Origin of the sequence: Shewanella sp. 8A (assembly GCF_023475945.1) — a bacterium.
GTDB classification, from domain to species: Bacteria; Pseudomonadota; Gammaproteobacteria; order Enterobacterales; family Shewanellaceae; genus Shewanella; species Shewanella xiamenensis.
This window is the reverse complement of record NZ_JAMDJP010000001.1, coordinates 210,370-231,039: the sequence shown is the minus strand read 5'-3', so window position 1 is coordinate 231,039 and position 20,670 is coordinate 210,370. Positions and strand designations below refer to the sequence as shown.

At 45.5% G+C, this 20,670-nt stretch carries 16 protein-coding genes; 7 read left to right on the top strand and 9 right to left on the bottom strand.

Features of this window, described 5'->3' with window-relative positions; all coding sequences use genetic code 11:
• Window positions 1-110: 110 nt before the first annotated feature.
• From M0413_RS01000 to M0413_RS00980, 5 genes are all read left to right on the top strand, one after another.
• Complete coding sequence (locus tag M0413_RS01000; RefSeq protein ID WP_037416624.1) at window positions 111-737, top strand: glutathione S-transferase; 627 nt, start codon at window positions 111-113, stop codon at window positions 735-737.
• A gap of 61 nt (window positions 738-798) precedes the next feature.
• Entirely contained in the window at window positions 799-1,467 is a 669-nt protein-coding gene (locus M0413_RS00995) for a glutathione S-transferase family protein (RefSeq protein ID WP_037416621.1), read from the top strand.
• Window positions 1,468-1,645: 178 nt separating this feature from the next.
• Window positions 1,646-3,019 carry an RsmB/NOP family class I SAM-dependent RNA methyltransferase gene (locus M0413_RS00990; RefSeq protein WP_249552838.1) on the top strand — a complete coding sequence of 458 codons (1,374 nt, stop codon included), beginning with the start codon at window positions 1,646-1,648 and terminating at the stop codon, window positions 3,017-3,019.
• Between the two features lie 569 nt (window positions 3,020-3,588).
• Window positions 3,589-3,747, top strand: a complete 159-nt coding sequence (locus M0413_RS00985) for a small highly charged protein (RefSeq protein ID WP_037416614.1) — start codon at window positions 3,589-3,591, stop codon at window positions 3,745-3,747.
• A gap of 239 nt (window positions 3,748-3,986) precedes the next feature.
• Window positions 3,987-7,112 carry an NAD(P)-binding protein gene (locus tag M0413_RS00980; RefSeq protein ID WP_249552836.1) on the top strand — a complete coding sequence of 1,042 codons (3,126 nt, stop codon included), beginning with the start codon at window positions 3,987-3,989 and terminating at the stop codon, window positions 7,110-7,112.
• A gap of 58 nt (window positions 7,113-7,170) precedes the next feature.
• Here M0413_RS00980 and M0413_RS00975 read toward each other — a convergent pair whose 3' ends face one another.
• Window positions 7,171-8,838 carry a diguanylate cyclase gene (locus M0413_RS00975; RefSeq protein WP_249552834.1) on the bottom strand — a complete coding sequence of 556 codons (1,668 nt, stop codon included), beginning with the start codon at window positions 8,836-8,838 and terminating at the stop codon, window positions 7,171-7,173.
• A gap of 197 nt (window positions 8,839-9,035) precedes the next feature.
• Between M0413_RS00975 and M0413_RS00970 the strand changes: the two genes are divergently transcribed.
• A complete protein-coding gene (locus M0413_RS00970) occupies window positions 9,036-9,887 on the top strand; it encodes a DMT family transporter (protein WP_224020823.1) in 852 nt (283 codons plus the stop codon).
• A 57-nt stretch (window positions 9,888-9,944) separates the two neighbouring features.
• On the opposite strand, the gene M0413_RS00965 is transcribed toward M0413_RS00970, so the two are convergent.
• From M0413_RS00965 to M0413_RS00955, 3 genes are all read right to left on the bottom strand, one after another.
• Entirely contained in the window at window positions 9,945-10,484 is a 540-nt protein-coding gene (locus M0413_RS00965) for a YfaZ family protein (protein ID WP_037416607.1), read from the bottom strand.
• Between the two features lie 162 nt (window positions 10,485-10,646).
• On the bottom strand, window positions 10,647-11,156 hold the full coding sequence (locus tag M0413_RS00960; RefSeq protein WP_037416604.1) for a GNAT family N-acetyltransferase: 510 nt from the start codon (window positions 11,154-11,156) through the stop codon (window positions 10,647-10,649).
• A gap of 28 nt (window positions 11,157-11,184) precedes the next feature.
• Window positions 11,185-12,555, bottom strand: a complete 1,371-nt coding sequence (locus M0413_RS00955) for a magnesium transporter (protein WP_249552832.1) — start codon at window positions 12,553-12,555, stop codon at window positions 11,185-11,187.
• A 147-nt stretch (window positions 12,556-12,702) separates the two neighbouring features.
• Between M0413_RS00955 and M0413_RS00950 the strand changes: the two genes are divergently transcribed.
• The gene (locus tag M0413_RS00950) at window positions 12,703-13,188 is read left to right on the top strand and encodes a glutathione peroxidase (protein WP_037425797.1); all 486 of its coding nucleotides are present in this window, start codon (window positions 12,703-12,705) and stop codon (window positions 13,186-13,188) included.
• Window positions 13,189-13,786: 598 nt separating this feature from the next.
• Here M0413_RS00950 and M0413_RS00945 read toward each other — a convergent pair.
• The 5 genes from M0413_RS00945 to M0413_RS00925 all read right to left on the bottom strand — a co-directional run bounded on the left by M0413_RS00945 (window position 13,787) and on the right by M0413_RS00925 (window position 20,525).
• Window positions 13,787-15,604 (bottom strand): M1 family metallopeptidase, encoded by a 1,818-nt coding sequence (locus M0413_RS00945; RefSeq protein ID WP_218738616.1) that lies wholly within the window; start codon window positions 15,602-15,604, stop codon window positions 13,787-13,789.
• Between the two features lie 509 nt (window positions 15,605-16,113).
• The gene (locus tag M0413_RS00940) at window positions 16,114-17,085 is read right to left on the bottom strand and encodes a PstS family phosphate ABC transporter substrate-binding protein (protein ID WP_011623458.1); all 972 of its coding nucleotides are present in this window, start codon (window positions 17,083-17,085) and stop codon (window positions 16,114-16,116) included.
• A gap of 217 nt (window positions 17,086-17,302) precedes the next feature.
• A complete protein-coding gene (phoR, locus tag M0413_RS00935; RefSeq protein ID WP_047538675.1) occupies window positions 17,303-18,601 on the bottom strand; it encodes a phosphate regulon sensor histidine kinase PhoR in 1,299 nt (432 codons plus the stop codon).
• An 80-nt stretch (window positions 18,602-18,681) separates the two neighbouring features.
• On the bottom strand, window positions 18,682-19,371 hold the full coding sequence (gene phoB, locus M0413_RS00930) for a phosphate regulon transcriptional regulator PhoB (RefSeq protein WP_011071727.1): 690 nt from the start codon (window positions 19,369-19,371) through the stop codon (window positions 18,682-18,684).
• A gap of 185 nt (window positions 19,372-19,556) precedes the next feature.
• Window positions 19,557-20,525 (bottom strand): porin, encoded by a 969-nt coding sequence (locus M0413_RS00925; protein ID WP_249552830.1) that lies wholly within the window; start codon window positions 20,523-20,525, stop codon window positions 19,557-19,559.
• Window positions 20,526-20,670: the final 145 nt, after the last annotated feature.

Sequence of the window (20,670 nt, the reverse complement as noted above, 5' to 3'; positions counted from 1 at the left end):
GGCAAAACATTCTTGACTGATCGTTTAGATATGGCGTAAATTTTATCCTAACCGATCGTTCCGTTAAAGCTCTATTTAGCCAAACTTAAAGATTAACAGAAGGAAAGAGCATGAAGCTTTATGAATTAGCCCCTACGCCAAGCGCAAGACGCGTGAGTATTTTCCTCGCCGAAAAAGGCATCGATATCCCACGTGTGAATGTTGATATTCGCGGCGGTGAAAATCTCAGCCCTGAATTTAAAGCCAAAAGCTTAAACGGACGCATTCCACTGCTCGAACTCGATGATGGTAGCTACCTATGTGAATCCGTGGCTATTTGCCGCTATTTAGAAGAAATCCATCCCAGTGAAACGTCACTATTTGGTAACAGCCCGCTAGAGCGTGCCAAAGTAGAAATGTGGCAACGTATCATTGAATTACAAGGTCTGATGGTCGGCTTTCAAGCCTTTAGAAACCTAACGGGTATCTATAAAGATAGAGAAAATTGTGTCGAAGCCTGGGGCGCAGAATCACGCCAACGGGTCATTGACTTCCTGCCGACCTTAGACCAACAATTAGCCAAATCTAGCTATGTTTCGGGCGATAACTTTACGATTGCCGACATTTCTGCATACGTTTTTATTAGCTTTATTAAAAACTTAGATATTCTGGTGGATGACACCCTGCCCCACATTCAGGCATGGTTTGCGACAGTGGCCCAGCGCCCCGCGATAGTGTCGCTTACCCCAAAAAACTAGCAGCGATGCCCTATTGGGCACCCAAGTTAAGCATTAACCAGTTAAGACTTAAGGGATAACTATGATTGATTTATATACCGCCGCGACCCCGAACGGTTTTAAAATTTCCATCGCGCTTGAAGAAATGGGTCTCGACTATCGAGTGCATAAGTTAGATTTCAACACTAACGAACAGAAACAACCTGAGTTTCTCGCCATTAACCCTAATGGCCGTATTCCAGCCATTATCGACCGAGATAACGAGGACTTTGTGGTGTTCGAGTCCGGCGCAATTCTTCTGTATCTGGCGGAAAAAACGGGTAAGTTCTTACCAGCCGATCCTAAAAAGCGCTCACAGGTCATTCAGTGGCTCATGTTCCAAATGAGCGGTGTTGGCCCGATGATGGGTCAAGCTAACGTGTTTTACCGTTACTTCCCCGAAAAAATCCCCGCGGCCATTGAACGTTATCAAAAAGAAGGCCGACGTTTGTTTGAAGTAATGAACACCCAGTTAGCCAAGCATCAGTATCTGGCCGGTGATGAGTACACCATTGCCGATATCGCGACTTGGCCATGGGTGCGCATCCATGAATGGAGCGGCATCAACATGGAAGGACTCACTCACTTACAACGTTGGTTAGATGAGTTAGCCCTGCGCCCCGCCTGTCAAAAAGGCATAGTCACACCTCCGCCTTCGGTCTTGAGTGACGAAGAGCGTGCTAAACAAATCCAGAAGATGGTGACTAAGTAGGTCATCCTATCCTCTCGCGCATTCGTTTTCCCCATCAAGCCCCAACTCTGCATTGGGGCTTTTTTACTGCTAGCGATGCGCAAAACTGCTACACTCTGCGCCACTTATTGATTTGCTTGGCCATATTCATCACATTGGATGGACATCACTCGGTCGAGCCACTTTTCAGGCTAACTTTATGGGCAATCCAAACGGCTTATCATCTACCACTATTCACTCTGCATTTAATATCGAACCGCAAACGCCCGCGCAAAAACGCGCGATGAGCTATGCCAATACCATTAAGTTATTGTTCGATGAGATTTTAAATACCAAGCAACCCGCCGACCGAGTGCTCGCGAACTACTTTAGGGAACATAAAAAGCACGGCTCGAAGGATCGCAAAGTCATCCGCGAATCCTTATTTAGCCTGTTCCGTTGGTGGGGCTGGTTTAAAGCCACGGCCGATCATCAACAGGCGCCACAATTTTTTGCCATGCTCAGCGCGAGCGCCCTAATCGAAGCCCATCCATGGCAAGATATCGCCCAAGCCTGGCATGAGCTCGCCCAATCGCCGGTTGATTATCAACAGCTTCAATCCCTTAGCGTTAATAGCTTAACAGATAAATTGGCACTAGTACGGCGCCAATTTCCCGAAGTGTCCTTCGAATTCGCGGATTTATTGCCTGAATGGTTTTGGCAGGTCTGCCCAATTGCCCCAGAGCTGCGCCCAGATCTCATCGAAGCCATGTCTAGCCGGCCACCGATTTGGGGACGTGCACAGGGAATCAACAGCCAAATAGCTGTTAAGCAACTACAAGCGCTAGAGATTGATGCGAGTCTCAGCCCCTATTTTGAAGATGCCATAAATCTTGGCACTAAGAGCATGAATCTCAATGAAATATCACTCTATAAAGAGGGCAAAATTGAGATCCAGGATTTAGCTTCGCAAGTGATAGGTCAAATTTGTGCACCAGAGCCTTGGCAACATTGGTGGGATGCCTGCAGCGGCGCAGGTGGAAAAACCCTGCAATTGCGCGCACTGATGCAAACGGCCACGGCTAAGCACAATCCATTTTTGGGCAGCATAGTCTCGTCGGATATTCGCGCCCACGCCTTAGAAGAACTCAGCAAACGCGCCCAACGGGCAAAGTTTGGCGGCATCAGCATTGCTCGCTGGCGCAGTGATGCACTGCCGGTCGACGCCAACCATTTTGACGGGGTATTAGTCGACGCACCCTGTAGCTGCACGGGCACGTGGCGCCGTAACCCTGATATGCGCTGGCTCGACAGCTTCGATGCCGTCACAGATAAAGCAGCACTGCAACTGGATATATTAAGCCGCAGCAGTAAGGCGGTAAAACGGGGCGGAAGCTTAGTCTACGCCACTTGCTCACTCTCACCGGTTGAAAATGAGCAAGTAGTTTCCGCCTTTTTACAACAACATCCCGAGTTCAACCTAGTGCCGATCCGCCACCCCTTTACCGGCGAACAAACAGAAATGTTGACCGTGTGGCCCTTCGAAGCCAACACTGATGGAATGTTTGTGGCGCGCATGCAGCGCAATCTCTAGGGCGTGTTGACGTTTCAGGGTTGTTTTTGCAGCAATTTGGCTGGATTTTATGCAAGGCAAAGTCCGTGCAGTGTAGTTATTCTACATAAACGGACGATAACGCCGCAGAAAAGTCAGACAAATGCTGCCCGAAGGGTTCGTCTGGCAAACCCTTGCTCTTACTTTCTGTCATAAGAGCCGCTCGTCACTTGAGTAGAATGACTACACATCATTCCTCGTTTCGCGAGCACGAGCTTGCCAGAACGAACAAAATCTAATCTCGAAACGTCAACACGCCCTAGCACTAACTCCTTATTTTTTATCAGAACTAGGCACTCTTTCCCTGAGTGCCTTTTTACATATTTCCTAATTAGGTTTGTCGCTTGCAAAGTTTATTCATAGAACAATCATTAAGATAAGTCATAAATACCCTAATAAAATGCCTAAAAGCCATGCTTGCATCGCTCGCCCCTGTTCTTGGACAAAACTTTTCACCATCAGTGATTAAATATTTCGCTTTAGCTTAATCTCACCTTTGGGTAAAAAGATCGGGTGCTGAAAATGGCACAGATATTTTTGGAATTTTGACCATGTCACACTCCTATGAATTTGACGACGATGATGCGCCATGGGGCGAAAACGTCAAAGGTAAGCAAAAAAACAAACGCGTAAAACAACGTCGCAGGGATACTAAGCGCCGTTATTCTGATGATGCAGAGGTGGATTTCTATCAGCATAAATCGAAGTAACTGAACTACGACCCGTTTGCCTTAGCAAATTCGAGCTTTATAAGCAGTCAAATCCCAGCAAGTTGGAGTTAATCCAACTTGCTAGTTAATCTAAGTTTTTCCCTCTATTCATCTTTTAATTCAATTGTAAAATCAATAGGCTAATTGGCCTATTTACCCTATGCTCTTTAGGGTTTACTCATGCTTTTTTGTCGACAAAAACTACCTTACACATCTTTACGGGTTTAAAGGATGATCCCATGGAAAAACAACGCCCCGATTTTATCTATCCCCCAGGCAGTATGTTAATGCACTCCCCCTTAGTGTTGAATAAAGCCGATATGTACGGTTTTTTTCTCAAGGGAAAACTCGCCAACTTACAGCGCTCGATCGATAAAACCCTTAATCAAGTGGCCGGAAGTGCCATGTACTTTAAAGTGCTGTCGCCCTTTGTACTGACAACTTTTACCCAAATCGAGAAAGCCTATTCAGAAGAGCCGACCGATAGGGCCAAGGGTTGGATCCAAGAAACCGACATCATCACTTGGGTCATGGTCGGTCGCCAAGACAATAGCAACAGCACATCCATCAGCCATGTGTATTTTCAGCCGCTGCATATTTGGGTGAATGATGCAATGGCCCTGATCAATGGCCGCGAGTTATTCGGTTATCCCAAGTATTTGTGTGAATACACTATGCCCGCAGTCGGAGAGCCATTAACCCGCCTATCCCTGGCAACAAAGAGCTTCTTACACTTTAGCCCTGACACTGAACTTGCCATGCACCCGCTGATTGAGGTGAATTGCAATGCCAAACCCGAGGCGCAGCTCACCACGCTAGAAGCCATAGCCCAAACCTGGCAACTCTTTAAAGAACAAACGGATTTTATTCCAGAGTTGGATAAGCTCGGTGAGGAGCAACTGTTTCATTTGCTGTTTAAGCCCGCTATCGACCAAGTGTTTTTAAAGCAGTTTCCGGACGCTTCAGGCCAAAAAGCGGTTTATCAGGCGATTACTGCATCGCCCGCTAAGGTCAACAAAGTGCACAGTGTTGCCCTGTTAGAAAATGACTTTGTCGCCACCATTTTTGATAACGCCAGCTTCCCACTCAAAGAAACCCTAGGCGTCGAGGTCGGCGAGCAGCATGTATTACTGCCCTACCATGTGAACTTTGATTTTGAAGTACCGCCGGGCGAAGTGCTGGTCGATAACTCTGAAATCAAAAAACAAAAAATTGCCATTCTCGGCGGAGGTGTCGCCGCCATGACCGCCGCCTGTTATCTCACCGACAGACCCGGTTGGCAGAACCAATATGAGATTGATGTCTATCAATTAGGCTGGCGAATCGGCGGCAAGGGCGCAAGTGGCCGCAATGCCGCGATGGGGCAACGGATTGAAGAGCATGGCCTCCATATCTGGTTTGGTTTTTATCAAAATGCCTGCGCCTTGATGCGTAAAGCCTATGAAGAATTAAACCGCCCGCCCGAAGCACCGCTGGCCACCTTCTTCGATGCCTTTAAACCCCATAATTTTATTGTGCTACAGGAGGAAATTAATGGTCGCTCCGTTAGCTGGCCGATTACCTTTCCAACACTCCCAGGGATCCCAGGAGATGGCACCGAAACCTTAACCTTCTGGAAGGTAGTTAAGGCCGCCTTTGCTTGGATAAAAGAATGGCTAAAGGACATGGACTCCCTACTGGAAGCCGATGAAAAAGCCATGGCGACACCGAAAAACTGGCTCGATACCAGCTGGTTTGAACGGCTGAAGGATAAGTTAGAGGATTCAGTAGAAGATGCGATGGAATCCCTCGACGCCCTGGGTGACAAGCTAGAATGCCATTTTAATCAAATGATTGGCCGCGAATGCGATGAGCATGTCCACAGCGAGAGTGACGATGGTTTAGTCGAGTCCGCCGTCGATGCCCTGCACCAAAGGTTGGTTAAACGCTTTAGTGACCATTTAGACACTAACGACGAGTTGCGCCATCTTTATATCGCCGTCGATTTAGGCTTAACCATCTTAAAAGGGATGTTTGTCGACGATGTGTTTGAAAAAGGCTTCGATGCCATCAACGATTATGATTACCGCGAATGGTTAATCAAACACGGCGCCAGCCAAAAATACACGGTCGACAGCGCCCCAGTACGCGGTTTTTATGATCTGGTATTTGCCTACGAAAAAGGCAACTTTGACAAACCGAATGTCGAAGCGGGCACAATTATTCGCTCCATGCTGCGTATCGCCCTGTGTTATCAAGGCGGGATTATGTGGAAAATGCAAGCCGGCATGGGAGATGTGGTCTTTACCCCCTACTATGAAGTGCTGAAACGGCGCGGCGTTAATTTCCACTTTTTCAATCGAGTCGATAATTTAGAATGTCGCAATAACAGCATTCAAGCGATTGAAATCACTGAGCAAGTCACTTTGGCACCATCGGTTAAAGACTACAATCCACTCGTTGATGTGAAAGGCTTAGCCTGCTGGCCCAGTACCCCAAATTACGATCAGCTCGAGCCTGAGCAAGCCGCATTGCTAAAAGCCCATGATATTAATCTTGAACACTTCTGGAGCGATTGGGACAACCTGTACGAGGCGCAATTTGGCCAAGCACTACCGAAAAAACGTCTACAAAAAGGCGTGGACTTCGACAAAGTGATTTTTGGTCTGTCTCTTGGTTCGGTCCCCCATGTCGCTAGCGAAGTCATGGCGCAGAGTCCGGCGCTCAAAACCTGTGTCGATAAAGTGCAGACCGTCGCGACCCAAGCCTATCAACTTTGGATGAATCAAGATCTTAATGGTATTGGCTGGCCCAATTATTCTGAGGATGGCGAGCAGCCTGTCTTATCAGGCTTTACCGAGCCCTTCGATACATGGGCATCAATGGATCAATTGCTCGATAAAGAAGACTGGCGCGACCTTGAGCCCAAAAATGCCAGTTATTTCTGCTCGGCGTTGCCCGTGGATGCCTATCCACCACGTACGGATATCGGTTTCCAACAGCGCAAAACCGCCGAAGCCAAGGCTGGCGCCATTAATCAGCTCAATATGGAAATTCATAAGCTGTGGCAACATGTTGGCGATAGTTTCCCCTGGGAATGGTTGCACGATGAACAAAACCGCCAAGGCGAAGCGCGATTCGATAGCCATTATTGGCGCGCCAATGTGGATCCTTCGGAACGTTATGTGTTGTCGGTTAAAGGCAGCTCACAATATCGGATCAACACCGATGGCACAGGTATCGACAATCTGTATATGACGGGTGACTGGATTAAAACCGGTCTCAATGCCGGTTGTGTCGAGGCCGCCACCATGGCGGGGATGCATACCGCTAAAGCCATCTGCGGTCATCCGGCCATTATCAAAGGCGAAAAAGACTTCGCCTAAATGCCAAAGGGCTGCATTGTGCAGCCCTTTCTATTTGTTTTATAAGTTGTTCTCAAGCTTAAAAGGAAGCGATCTCACCCACGCGGCTATCGGCATATTCCTGACGCCGTTTTTCCATCCTCGACTGATACAAACTACTATCTGCACAGCGCAGCCACTCATGGGGTTCGGCTACGTCGGTATTCATCGCGATGCCAAAACTAAAATGACAATCCTTTAAGCCTTCAGCTGCGACTTGCGCAGTTAATTCTCGCAAACTATTCACTAAATTTGTCACGCTACTCGCAGGCAGAATAACGACAAACTCATCGCCACTAATACGGTAGATTTTGAGTTGAGCAATATTGGTCGCTTGCAAAAATTGCACAAGTCTTTGTAGTAAACGATCCCCTTCTTGATGTCCCAAGGTATCATTTACCATCTTGAGATTGTCGACATTCAGCAGCACCAACGCCATAGGGTTAACCACCTTATTGGAAAAGGCCAATTGAGAATTCATAAACTCATCAAAGGCATAACGGTTACCGACTCGCGTTAAGCCATCAAGCCTTGCTTTTTCCCAAGCGATCCCTAACTCTTCGATATGCGCCTTACGTTCTTCAGAAAGGAGTTTAAGTTTATTAGCCAAGGCAAGAGATAACAGTAAGGCATCTACAGTGCCGCCGAGCAAAGTAGCAAATTCAGCATGCTCAATAAAATCAGGAGTAATCCCCATATTGCCCGGTAAAATAATCACCGCAGGCAACAGCAAACAACTAAAGGCCATAATAAAATATCGCGCAGGGGCAAAGCCTTTCATCAAGCATACATTGCCGCAGGTAATCGCCAACGCAATCCACAACATGATGAGTACAGAGGCAATAATCGCGGTATAGGACAATAACCAAATACTGGTAGGCAGGGCTAAAACACAAGCAACTAATAAGTACTGGCTTAGTCGCCACAATCGGGGTGAATAGCTAGGCAACTGTAAAAAATGCTTGTAGAACATAATATTAAATATCGGCAAACTGATAAAAAACAGATGATGTAGTTCTAATTGATGATAGTTAAACAAGTGAGCGGGTAGATGGAATGTTAATGCCCAACCACCAAAATAGGCCAATACATAAAGGCCATAATATAAGAAGGCCTTATCAAAAATAGAGATATAAATCAGCAAATTATATAAGGCGATAAACAGTAATCCCCCTAAACAAATCAGTATCGCCATGGCCACACGGTCGTTGGTTAACTGATGCACCTCTTCTGACGTAAAAGCCAGCTCCGGGGCGGAGGAATAATAGCGGCTACTCAGTCGAGTCACCAACCAATAATCAGTCCCAATATTCAGTTGAACCTTGCGACCGTAATCGAATAAAAATTCATAGGGTGCATAGTAACCACTGTGGGCCGTTTGCACTGAGCCATCACTACCAAGTAACCAATAATCGACCGATTCAACAATAGAATTACTAGCATCGACTACCCAACGAGTTTGACGGCTATTAACCATCACTGGAGACACCATCCAATAGTCGCCACCAGCCAGACTCACAGAGCTAGCTTCTTTGAGTAGGCTCATCCATTGAGTTACCTCATTAAAATCGGCAGGCGGGAGCTGCTTATCTTCTGCATGGAATAAATAAGGGGAGTCCAACGCAATTTCAGCGCTAAGGGCAAATGGACTAAATGTCCAAAACAGCAACAAAAAGCACCAGAAATTATGCACGTTAGTTTTGCTCATTGGTATCTTGGTTTATATACCCGCGTTTAGTTCCACGCAGAAAATCAATTTAGAATGTTAACTTTATGACTACATTTTATTTTTTACAATTGATTAGACTAAATTAGTCGGCAATTGGATGCCTTATGATGATATTTTAGTCGTTAACTTATAGAACCACACTTTAGCCTCAATATCAGTCGTTAACATGGATACCTATGGCACCTTTATTGATGATTTTAGCGGCACAATTGTTGATAGCCAGCGGTAACCTATTGGTTAAGTTGCTTGAAACTAATGCGCCAGTGTTTCAACTTGTACTTTACCGGCAATTATTTGCCACACTTTTGGTACTGCCCTTTGTCTGGCGTTTACAGGGCAATCTCAAGTTAAGTCCCTTTTACAAAGTGCACTTAAGCCGAGCGCTATTAATTGGTTTAGGCAATGCTATCTTTATGCTAGCTGTATTGCATCTGCCACTCGCAACAGTCACCGCAGTCATTTATACCTCGCCATTATTACTGCTGTTATTGTCCGCGTTCTTTTTACATGAGCGCATAGGCTATCGCCGAACAGTAGCAGGCATCATTGGTTTTACGGGCATATTACTGATAAGCCAACCAACAGAATTTAATCTCTACATTGGCTTAGCCTTTTTTGGGGCCATGACTTCGGCAACAAACAGCTTGATTTTGAAGGCATACTCAACCCATGAGCATCCCTTTTCAACACTCTTTTGGTCTAATGCCTTTGCGATGGTTTTTCTGATACCGGCAACTTGGTACGAGGGCGCAGATTTTAATCTCCCCGTCGCTCAAGTCGGCTTAACCTTAGGCGTGTTTTATATCGGCATGACCTACCTGATTATCCATGCCTATCGACGAGCAGATGCGAGCCAAATGGCACCAGTGGAATACACAGGCCTTATTTTTGCCGCATTGTTAGGTTGGTGGTTTTTAGATGAACCCCTTAGCATTGTGGTGTGTATTGGCATTGGACTAGTGCTCTTCTCCTCCATCCTACCAAGTTACAGCGAGCTCAAAGCTAAATGGAAAAGCCGGCAAAGGTAACCTTGGCCGGCTTTAAATTCGAGGCGACACATTTAGGTCGCCAATTTACTGGTTCGATTAGAAGCGGAATTTACCGCCGATGTACGCACCATCTTCAAAGGTAAAATCACGGGCATTATCGTATTCAAAGGCAATTTTACGATAACCAACGTACAGCGCCATATTCGGGTTGATGTTGTATTGCACTTTAGAATCCAATTCATACTGACCATCGACATTACCGAAAGACAATACCGATGGCGCGTAGTAAGCGGCAGCATGTATAGAAATATTTGGCCCTAAGGCTAACGCATAACGACCACCGACAGACACAGTACTGCCATTTGGCGCATCGTCTGCCCATAACTGGCTTAACTTAGCGCCCACTTCAAAATGATGCACTCCCGCATCGTGGGTCATGTGCATTGCACCTTGAGCAATATGACCGCTATCGTCCGAATAAATATATCCTAATACTGCATTAGTATCTTTATTCACTTGCAGCTCTAACTCAGTAGAAACCACATCGTTGTTTAAGCCAAGATTAAATTCTGACGCATTCACTTGCAGCGCGGCTGCACTCAATAATAAGACACTTGCTACTCTGAATTTAGCCATAAAAACACCTCAATAATGACTGTGGGTAATAGCGCGGATCATACCGAATAAAAAAAGAAAATCTGCATATTTAGGATTTTGGTGCCGATATTTTTGAATTTAAAACCAAATAAAAACCAGCCATAAACACCAGCAAAACCTAAATAAAACATTTTTTACACATTAAGGTGCTGGTATACGATTTCCCACTAAGGTTTGCATCGTTCCTTCAATATCAATCTCATCACATAAGGTTAAGTAATACCAACCCACGGTATTCCCCGTTCCTCTAATGCTTAAATAGTTACGCCAAAAGTGAAATCCGGCCTTGAGTAAATTCACTCTGCTGGCGTTGTTTTCATCTCGAATAGTGGCAAATAACAGGGCGATTCCCTGTGCTTTAGCCACTTCAATCCGCATAAGGGTAAGCCCTTGGGCGATGCCTCGGCGGCGATATAAAGGCGAGACCACCAGATAACCGAGTTCCCCCACAGGGCCAGAACCGGCCTTAATCGCTGCGCAGCCGACTATCTCGCCTTCGAGAGTCTTCGCCAATATCACGGCGCGGGACAGAGCAAAAGCCTGATGGTCGAGGGGATGCGCGTTGTCATCGCGCAGGTCAATTAATGACGCCGCAGCCGCTAATTCGGCCGCGTTTTGACAAAGAACAAATTGAATATCGTTTTGATTCATACAAATGAGTTAAACAACCTAAATCCACTTAAAGATAAAGTATCGTCGCCATACCGAGGAAAGTGAAAAAGCCCACCACATCGGTCACAGTGGTTAAAATCACCGAGCCAGATAGCGCCGCATCTTGGTTAAATCGCTGCAAGACCATAGGCACAATCACCCCAGCTAAAGCCGCGACCGCCATATTGATTAAAATCGCACAGCCTATCACTATGCCTATGGTGCTGTCGGCAAACCACCAACCCGCCACCAATCCAATAACAATCGCCCACAGAGTGCCATTGACTAAACCAATGCCTAACTCGTTCTTCATTAACGAGAATAAGTTACCCGCAGAGATCTGCCCCATCGCCATACCGCGGATCATCAAGGTGAGCGACTGACTACCCGCAATCCCGCCCATGGACGCCACTATCGGCATAAGTACCGCAAGTGCAACCACTTGAGATAAGACATTTTCAAACAATCCAATGGTTGCCGAGGCCAAAAATGCGGTGAGTAAGTTAATCCCTAACCACACGGCGCGGCGCTGCGCACCTTTGATGATAGGGGCGAATAAGTCGTCGGACTCATCCATACCCGCGGTCGCCATTAATTGCGCTTCGTAATGTTCACGCACTAAGGCAGTCGCGGCCCTCAGGGTGACACGGCCAATCAGCTCCCCGGCCTCATCGATCACGGGTAACTCAATTTCGCGGCTATGTTCTATCGCCTCGGCGGCATCGAGTAGCGTCGTATCCGCAGTTAATGCACGACTGTCTTCCGATAACAGTGAAATCAGCGGCTCAGAGGGATCGTGCTTGAAAATATCGTAACGTCTGACCGTACCTAGGTATTTATCCGCCTCATCGACAATAAATAAGTTGTCATTACAGTCGAGTTCAATTCGCCTGAAAAACCGCTGCGCCTGAGCCACAGTCGCCTTATCGCTGAGCACTAACATTTGATGATCGGTATAACGACCAATTTCGTTTTCCGAATATTGGTCATACAACTCGAAACGCTGCCGCTGACGCTCGCCCATCTGCGCCAAGGCGCGGTCGGTAAAACTTTCGGGGAGATAATCACTCCACTCAATCAAATCCTCAGGACTGAGCTGCGCGAATAGCAGATCCACCTCATTGTCGGGCATCTGCTTTAGGATACCCATACGCGGATCGGCGCGCATTAAACTCAGCACTGTCACACGGTCACTAAACTCAACCTGTTGCCAACGCTCGTAACGCTCGTCTAGGGGTAAAGACTCCAGTGCTAATGCAATAGTACCAGGCTCTGCTTCATTTAAGATTTCACTGAACACTTCAGCCTGTTCTTCACCTTCAACTTCAGTGAGTTGCTGAACAACCTGCCCGACATCGGCCTGTGTGTTTGATTCGTATTCGGCTTCATGTTCAGTCACATAAACGCCCTTCTGCTGAGATAAAAATTAGCGTAACTATATTGATATTGAAGAAGATTGGCAAACACACAAAATAAATTGCACACAAATTGATTGATAACAACTTAACTATTATTTATGCTAATCATCACACCTAAGGAGGTAATGATGACATCGACTATCTATAGCCACAGCGCAAACGACATTCAAGGCAATCCAACGGCACTGGCACAATATCAAGGCAAGGTAATTTTAATTGTAAATACAGCCAGTGAGTGCGGTTTTACACCACAGTACAAAGGCTTAGAGGCGCTTTATCAAAAATATAAAGCACAAGGATTTGTGGTTTTAGGCTTCCCATGCAATCAGTTTGGTGCCCAAGAAAAAGCCGATGAGAAAGGCATCCAAAGCTTTTGTGAACTCAACTTTGGCGTGAGTTTTCCCCTATTTTCAAAAATCGAGGTAAACGGTGAGCATACTCACCCTTTATATCAGTATCTTAAAAAAGCAGCGCCGGGCCTATTGGGCACAGAACGGATTAAGTGGAATTTCACTAAATTCTTAGTGAATCGTCAGGGAGAAGTGGTCGCTCGCTTTGCGCCAACCACAAAACCAGAAGACATTAGCGACAAAATAGAAACGCTTTTAAAGTAATCAGCGAGCTATCCCGTTGAAACTTTTCTATTAAATAAAAAGTTAAGTTATTTTTTATTTTCGATGGAACTTTAACCCTATAAGCCCCTCAAACATATTGAACAGCGAATGTCTTTTTCATGTTCATCATTCTCCCAGGGGCTTCTAGCGCGGCCCCCTTGACCTAGGAAGAGGTCACTAGGCAACCAATTGGTTGCCTTTTTTTATGTCTATGTTTTATTTGTAAAATAAATGTAGTCACCCACTGACTTCTATATTTAGCATGTCGGCATGGTCGAAAATAATTTCAAAAATTTTTAGCCGCAAACTGAACTTTATGAAAAGGCCTTAGTCTGACTATATGTAAGGATTAACAAATCCGCTTTAATGCACAATTGATTGCTAAATGAAAAGTTTAGCAAAGGATTAAATGGATAAAACATGCCGTTTAATTCAATGGAACAGTTTCAAGTTATTGCATAGAGTCGAATTGGTTGGTCGTTCATCATCATCTCCCTTTTGGGAAGCAATCGAATACACGCTAGCGCACTGAATTCCTTTGTCTCCTAGCTTGATTTTTCTTATGGCAACCTTTGGTTGCCATTTTTTTTATCTGTTTTTACGAGTTAAACATCCTATCTAACTGCACTTGAATGGATGGGTGATAACCTGCGCGTGCGCTTGCATAAATCTGTTGTAACTCAGCATGATAACCCGCAATCTTTAACTCAGCGTAAAGCGGACGGACAAACTTGCCGCGGCCAATACGCTGTAAATAAGCGCTTAAAGCGGGCAGCACGGGATCGTAATGATTGCGGATAGCGACCCTAAACCAATCGCAGGCAATTTCGGCATTGGTCGACTCGGTTAACTTAAAGGTATCGTCCAAATCCATTAATTGCACCTGAGACAAGACTTCAGGCAATTGGGTCAAAAAGTATTGCCAGTGATGGACACGCCAGCCTTGCACCTTAAGCTCACTAGCCGCTTTGCCCTTTAGAAAGTCCTCCAAGGCGCTATCGACCTTATCTAAACTTCGCGATGTGGGCCCAACATAACCTTGAGGTAGCCCTTCGCCATAAATCCATTCCAGCAATTCGGCTTCGCTTATCTTATCGGAATAGGCTTCAACTAAAGCGACTTTGGCGTATTTGACAAACTCTTCAGTGGTAATTGCCTTAAAAGCAAAGTGCTGCACATAGGCAAACAGAAACTTATCGAATTCGGTGCGGCCAAGTCGATGCTCTAATTCATGGACGAACATCGACGCCTTATCATAGGTAAAGCGGTTAAAGGCCAGATTAGGATCGGCCTGTTGTACATTGGCGGGTAGCGTTTGCCTATGGCGCGGTAAAACGGCCATTTCTTCTTTTAGTCGACCAAATTCAATAACCCATTCTAGCTCAGCCTGCTCCTTGCCATAGACTTCCTCGACAATTCGATTGGTGAAATAGGTCGTAAAACCTTCATTTAACCAGAGATCACGCCATGTGGCATTGCTCACCAAATTGCCCGTCCACGAGTGTGCCAACTCATGGGCAACCGTTGACACAAGGCTCTTATCTCCCGCAATCAAGGTTGGAGTTAAAAAAGCTAAACGGGGATTTTCCATGCCACCAAACGGAAAGCTCGGCGGCAAGATGATCATGTCATAACGCCCCCAGGCATAGGGGCCTAATAGCGATTGCGCCACATCTAGCATATGTTCGGTATCGGCAAACTCAGTTGCTGCGGCGGCCAACATGCAAGGTTCTGTATACACGCCGCTGCGCGGGCCTATAGCTTGAAATGCCAAATCGCCTACCGCTAATGCCAGCAAATGGGTTGGGATTGGTTTCTCCATCTCAAACGTAAATATCCCTTCAAGCGGTGTATCTGGATGATTCATCGCACTCATCACTGCACGCATTCCCTTGGGCACTTGGACTTTCGCATCGAAGGTTATCCGCGCCTTTGGCGTATCCTGCAAGGGGATCCAACTGCGGGCATTAATGGGCTGAGATTGACTAAAGAGATAAGGTAACTGTTTGCCGGCCGTTTGCTCAGGCATAAGCCACTGCAACCCTTCAGCTTCTGGCGAGGTGCGATAGTGAATACAGACTCGCTCACACTTTTCAGCAGGTAGCTGGATCACCAATTTCTGCCCGAGGATTTCATTTGGCACTTCAAGCACAAACTCAAGGGGCTCTTGAGTATCAGTCGTGACCGATAAAATATGTAAATCACGGCTATCGAGCCATAACTCGCTAGTCTGTGGTTCAAAGTAGCGAAGTGACAGAATCGCTTCCCCGAGCAAAGTGCGAGTCGCAAAGTCGATTTTCAACGCGAGGGATAAGTGTGTGACCTGCACTTGGTCGCTATTGGCAAAGGAATGGTAATCCCGAGTTAAATCCCATGCTGCGGGAGCGATTGGCATTTGCTGGCTTTCTGATGACATCACTTAGCTAACCTGTGAACGGTAAATTATCTAATCATATTATCGGATGCAGATTTACCGACGCGCAATCGAATAAACTGTCCTCGCATCGGCATTTTGTAACAATGCTTGAATCCAAGTTTTGCCATAATCGACTTTAGTTAACTCATAAAAATAAAATTTACATATTTTTCAATGCATAAAGAAAAATAGTAAAAATTTTTTCAAAAATTTTCTATTTTGGCTGAACTAATTTCGCGCCCTTGAGTCAGATATTATGAACCGAATCTTTGCAATGAGTTTCTTCGTTCATCATCATTCTCCTTTCGATGGTTTCTAGCGCGACCGTCCCCAGATTCCGAATTGGAATTTACAGCAACCTAATTAGGTTGCTTTTTTTATGCCTATTTTCAGTCGTAAGCGCCAGCTAGTAATCACCTAGCATGATAACCCCATACTGACGTTGGTGGTTTTAGCCCCCAAAACAAAAAGGGCCTCCGAAGAGACCCTTAAGGTTTAGCGATTTAGCATTAGAGGCGGATGCCTAACTGTTCTAAATCTTTAGCAACGACGCTCTTAGGCAGAGTCACATAACCGTCTTTTTCTACCACTTGCTGACCTTGCTTAGACAGCACGTAACGGATGAATTCTTTTTCCATTGGTGCTAAGTCTTTGTTTGGTTGCTTGTTCACGTATACATATAAGTAACGTGATAATGGGTAAGTACCGTTAGCGGCGTTTTCTGCAGTCGCTTCGATAAACTCGTTACCTTTCTTCGCGATGGCAACGGCTTTCACGCCAGCAGTTTTGTAACCGATACCTGAGTAACCGATAGCGTTCAGTGATTGAGACACTGACTGAACTACAGAAGCAGAGCCTGGTTGTTCGTTTACGTTGGCCTTGAAGTCACCTTTACACAGAGCGTGCTCTTTAAAGTAACCGTAAGTACCAGATACTGAGTTACGGCCATATAACTGTACGTCTTTAGCTGACCAGTTACCGTCAAGGCCTAAATCGCCCCAACGTTGGATGTCGCTGCTACCACATTTGTGAGTAGAAGAGAAAATACCGTCAACTTGTTCGACAGTTAAGCCTTTGATTGGGTTATCTTTGTGTACGAATACCGCTAAAGCGTCAATCGCAACACGAACTGCAGTTGGCTTGTAACCGTAGTGTTTTTCGAAGGCTTCTTCTTCATTAGGCTTCATCTTGCGGCTCATTGGGCCGAATTGTGAAGTACCTTCAGTTAATGCTGGTGGCGCAGTAGAAGAACCAGCTGCTTGAATTTGGATATTTACGTTAGGGTACATCTGTTTAAATTCTTCAGCCCACAGTGTCATCATATTGGCTAAAGTATCTGAACCTACAGAGGAAAGGTTGCCCGATACCCCACTTGCTTTCTCGTAAGTTGGCAGAGATTGATCAACAGATGCCATTGCAGTGGCAGAGAATACACCAGCGGCAGTAAGAGTCATCGCGCCGACAAGCTTTTTCAGTTTCATTATGTGCTCCAGTAATAAGCTAACTAATTTGTAACTTAAGTTTCTTCAGACGCAGCCAGTATCAATCGCTACAATGACAATTCTATGTCCAAGATATGACACTTAGATGACAAAACACCTTTTTATAAAAAATCCGCCGATTCAAACCCGATAAAAAACAAAACAGGCCATAATGGCCTGTTTTTAATATAAAAAATAACGTTACATTAAATAGCAATTATTTTTTACGTTCAATCAAATGCTGCGGGATCACAAAGCTGAAAGTGCTACCCTTTCCTAATTCACTGCTGATATTAAGCTCACTGTGATGATGACTTAACGCATGTTTCACAATGGCTAAACCAAGGCCGCTTCCCCCCGTTTGCCGTGAGCGCGCGCTGTCAACTCGATAAAAACGCTCGGTTAAGCGATTGATATGCTGCGGTGCAATCCCTTCCCCGGTATCTGTCACACTGAAGAGACCGCCAGTAGCAACGCTACGCCACTGCACCGTAATCTTGCCACCAGGTTCAGTGTAACGAATCGCATTAGAAATCAGGTTAGAGCAAGCACTTCTAAGCTGTAGCTCATTGCCATGGGAATCTAATCCCGGCTCACAATGGAAACTTAACTCATATTTATCCTGCGCTAATGCTTTAGCTTCTTCCTTTAAGACTTCCATTAGCTGCGACATGTTTACCGTGTTCTCAAGATTAATATCCACCGCATCTTCGATACGCGATAACACCAGTAATTGTTCGACCATCGACTGCATTCGCCGAGTCTGCTGCTGCATTAAGGCTAAGGGCTTAGCGTTCATCGAATCGGGTTCCGCCATGCTTTGCATCATCTCTAAATAGCCCTGCAATACAGTGAGCGGGGTTTTGAGTTCGTGTGACACATTGGCGACAAATTCTTTACGCATGCCTTCGAGTTGTCTTATCCGTGTAATATCGCGGGCAATCAACAGTAACTGCCGATCGCCATAGGCCATGATACGAATTTCGAGTAAACGCCGCTCCGATACTGGCGAAGCCAGCTCTAAGGGTTCCTTATATTCAGCCGCTTTGATATAGGCAGAAAAATCGGGATGACGAATTAAATTATCGATTCGTTGACCATTATCCTGTGGCCAAACGAATCCCAACATCAGCTGAGCTAATTTATTACACCATAAGATATTATGCTCTGAGTCGAGCACGACTGCTGCATCGGGTAAGGCTTCAGCGCCTTGACGGAAACGCCCAAGTAGAGCCGCCAATTGACCTACTCGGCGACGATTTTTACCTTGCAGGCGGTAAATACCATTAAATACGCCTTCCCAACTACCAGTACCTTGGGGAGGCGTTAATTTTCTATCTCGCCATAACCAAAAATTAAGTCGCGCTAACTGACGGTAATGCCAGAACACTAGTCCTAGCAATCCAATGATCAGTATCCAGAGGGGTTTCCCTACCAATAAACCAATGAGCAAACAAAGCAGTAAAAATACGGCTAAGCGCGTAAACAACCGGTACCCTGAATAAGAGTCGAACATAAATAAACCCAAACATCAGGCTAAATAAGAGGAGCACAAGATAGCCGAAAAGCTAACCTGTGCCTATCTCTTATTTGGCACTAACTACGTGTTGAGAAACGATAACCCGCGCCACGAACCGTTTGAATGAGACGATCATGGCCCGACTCTTCAACCGCTTTACGTAAACGACGGATATGAACATCTACGGTTCGGTCTTCGACATATACGTTTGTGCCCCACACATTATCAAGCAGCTGTTCGCGGCTATAGACGCGTTCTGGGTGTGTCATAAAAAAGTGTAACAATCGAAATTCTGTGGGTCCCATATCGAGTACAGTATCACCAACACTCACCCTGTGACTGACAGGGTCGAGTAACAATCCTTGTACGTCAATCGTTTCTTCAAGACGGGTAGGCGCGCTACGGCGTAGCACCGCTTTGATACGTGCCACCAACTCCTTGGGTGAGAAAGGTTTAGTGATATAGTCATCGGCGCCCACTTCGAGGCCCTTAACCTTATCTTCCTCTTCTCCACGGGCGGTGAGCATAATAATGGGGATCTGACGGGTAAACTCATCCTGCTTGAGGCGTTTAGCCAATTGAATACCGCTTCCTCCAGGAAACATCCAATCCAACAAAATCAGATCGGGGTAAGGCTCCTTTAGCAGCGCAATGGCCGAATCAAAATCTTCTGCCGCAGAGGTGGTAAACCCATGCTGTTCCATTACAAAAGTCAGCATCTCGCGGATGGCTAACTCGTCTTCTACTATCAATATCCTTGCAGTCATAGGTGATTTTCTGTCAGTGAATGTCAACACGGCTATTATTAGTCATTTTTATTACAGATTTATGAATAAGTGTGCCGCACAAGCTATATAGTAGCGATAATTGTCATATTAAGTTTATATAACTGTTTGTTTATCGCAATAAAAAAGGAGGCCGAAGCCTCCTTAATTCAATCTTAATACTGAGATTAGAACTTGTGTTCTAAACCAACACCGATGTATTTATCATCATCTGTATTCGCTTCTAAAGAGCGATTGGTATAGAAAGCAAATACTTTAGTCGGCTTGCCTAAGCTGTAATCCGCACCCACTGACCATGAATCACCTAAGTCTTCCATGTCTTGATATTGTGCTTTTAATGTCACAGCATTGATATCATAAGCAGCACTTAACAGGTAGCCAGTCGCACTGTCTGCAGACACCTCAACTGGTTCGCCCGTTGTTGCATTGTATTTGTACGTTTGTTCCTGCTGCTGATACATACCACCCAACTTGATGCCAGCTAACTTGGCTTGTAAGCTAGCACGTACGATTTCATATCCAGACACATCAGAATCGTACGCAAGGGCTGCATAGACAGCGGTTTTCTTTAACTTAGCGTCACCATACATGGCGGCAGCACTGAAACCATCTTGAGCAAATTGACTTTTAACATCATTACCTTCCGCAACATAAGTGACACCAAACACGAAGTCACCAAAGGAAGGGGTTAAGTAAGTTGCCGTTTGCGCAGCACGAACTTCACCTTTAAATAATTTTGTTAAGTCGCCAGAAAGATCGTTAAATTGGTCAACATCACCTTGAGAAATCTTCAGCAAAGTATCGTTACGACCAACAGAGAACGAACCAAAGTCGCCTTTTAAACCAACAAATTGATTACGCGCGGTAAAGTTGTCGCTTGATGCATTGCCAGTATCTACTTGATACTCAACAGTATAAAAAGCAGTAAGTGAACTTGATAATTCGAAATCACCCTTCACACCAAAACGAGAAGCATTACTTTGAATAGTTGTTGTAGCGTCACCTTTCTCATCGTTTGATTGAGCGCTAACATTCAACTTACCATAAACAGTCAGTGGCTCAGCGGCATAAGCAGAAGCCAGAGTTGCAGAAGCTAGCGCAGAAGCAAGTAGAGTTTTACAAAAAACGTTCATCATTTAATCCTTTCGACGTTATGTTCGTCTTGGTTATTGGTTTGGAACGACCGAAAGTTTGCAATGAATCTGTTTCAGTTTTATTTCAATTGTGACAACTTAGGACTACCACCATAAAACCGCACCACCTACAAAAGACAAAACCCAT

Excerpts from the sequence above, each read along its gene's own strand:
- M0413_RS00980 (WP_249552836.1), top strand. The coding sequence starts at position 3,987 with ATGGAAAAACAACGCCCCGATTTTATCTATCCCCCAGGCAGTATGTTA.
- M0413_RS00965 (WP_037416607.1), bottom strand. The coding sequence starts at position 10,484 with ATGGCTAAATTCAGAGTAGCAAGTGTCTTATTATTGAGTGCAGCCGCG.
- M0413_RS00995 (WP_037416621.1), top strand. The coding sequence starts at position 799 with ATGATTGATTTATATACCGCCGCGACCCCGAACGGTTTTAAAATTTCC.
- M0413_RS00960 (WP_037416604.1), bottom strand. The coding sequence starts at position 11,156 with ATGAATCAAAACGATATTCAATTTGTTCTTTGTCAAAACGCGGCCGAA.
- M0413_RS00940 (WP_011623458.1), bottom strand. The coding sequence starts at position 17,085 with ATGAAACTGAAAAAGCTTGTCGGCGCGATGACTCTTACTGCCGCTGGT.
- M0413_RS00970 (WP_224020823.1), top strand. The coding sequence starts at position 9,036 with ATGGCACCTTTATTGATGATTTTAGCGGCACAATTGTTGATAGCCAGC.
- phoB (WP_011071727.1), bottom strand. The coding sequence starts at position 19,371 with ATGACTGCAAGGATATTGATAGTAGAAGACGAGTTAGCCATCCGCGAG.
- M0413_RS01000 (WP_037416624.1), top strand. The coding sequence starts at position 111 with ATGAAGCTTTATGAATTAGCCCCTACGCCAAGCGCAAGACGCGTGAGT.
- M0413_RS00990 (WP_249552838.1), top strand. The coding sequence starts at position 1,646 with ATGGGCAATCCAAACGGCTTATCATCTACCACTATTCACTCTGCATTT.
- phoR (WP_047538675.1), bottom strand. The coding sequence starts at position 18,601 with ATGTTCGACTCTTATTCAGGGTACCGGTTGTTTACGCGCTTAGCCGTA.
- M0413_RS00975 (WP_249552834.1), bottom strand. The coding sequence starts at position 8,838 with ATGAGCAAAACTAACGTGCATAATTTCTGGTGCTTTTTGTTGCTGTTT.
- M0413_RS00950 (WP_037425797.1), top strand. The coding sequence starts at position 12,703 with ATGACATCGACTATCTATAGCCACAGCGCAAACGACATTCAAGGCAAT.
- M0413_RS00925 (WP_249552830.1), bottom strand. The coding sequence starts at position 20,525 with ATGATGAACGTTTTTTGTAAAACTCTACTTGCTTCTGCGCTAGCTTCT.
- M0413_RS00985 (WP_037416614.1), top strand. The coding sequence starts at position 3,589 with ATGTCACACTCCTATGAATTTGACGACGATGATGCGCCATGGGGCGAA.
- M0413_RS00945 (WP_218738616.1), bottom strand. The coding sequence starts at position 15,604 with ATGTCATCAGAAAGCCAGCAAATGCCAATCGCTCCCGCAGCATGGGAT.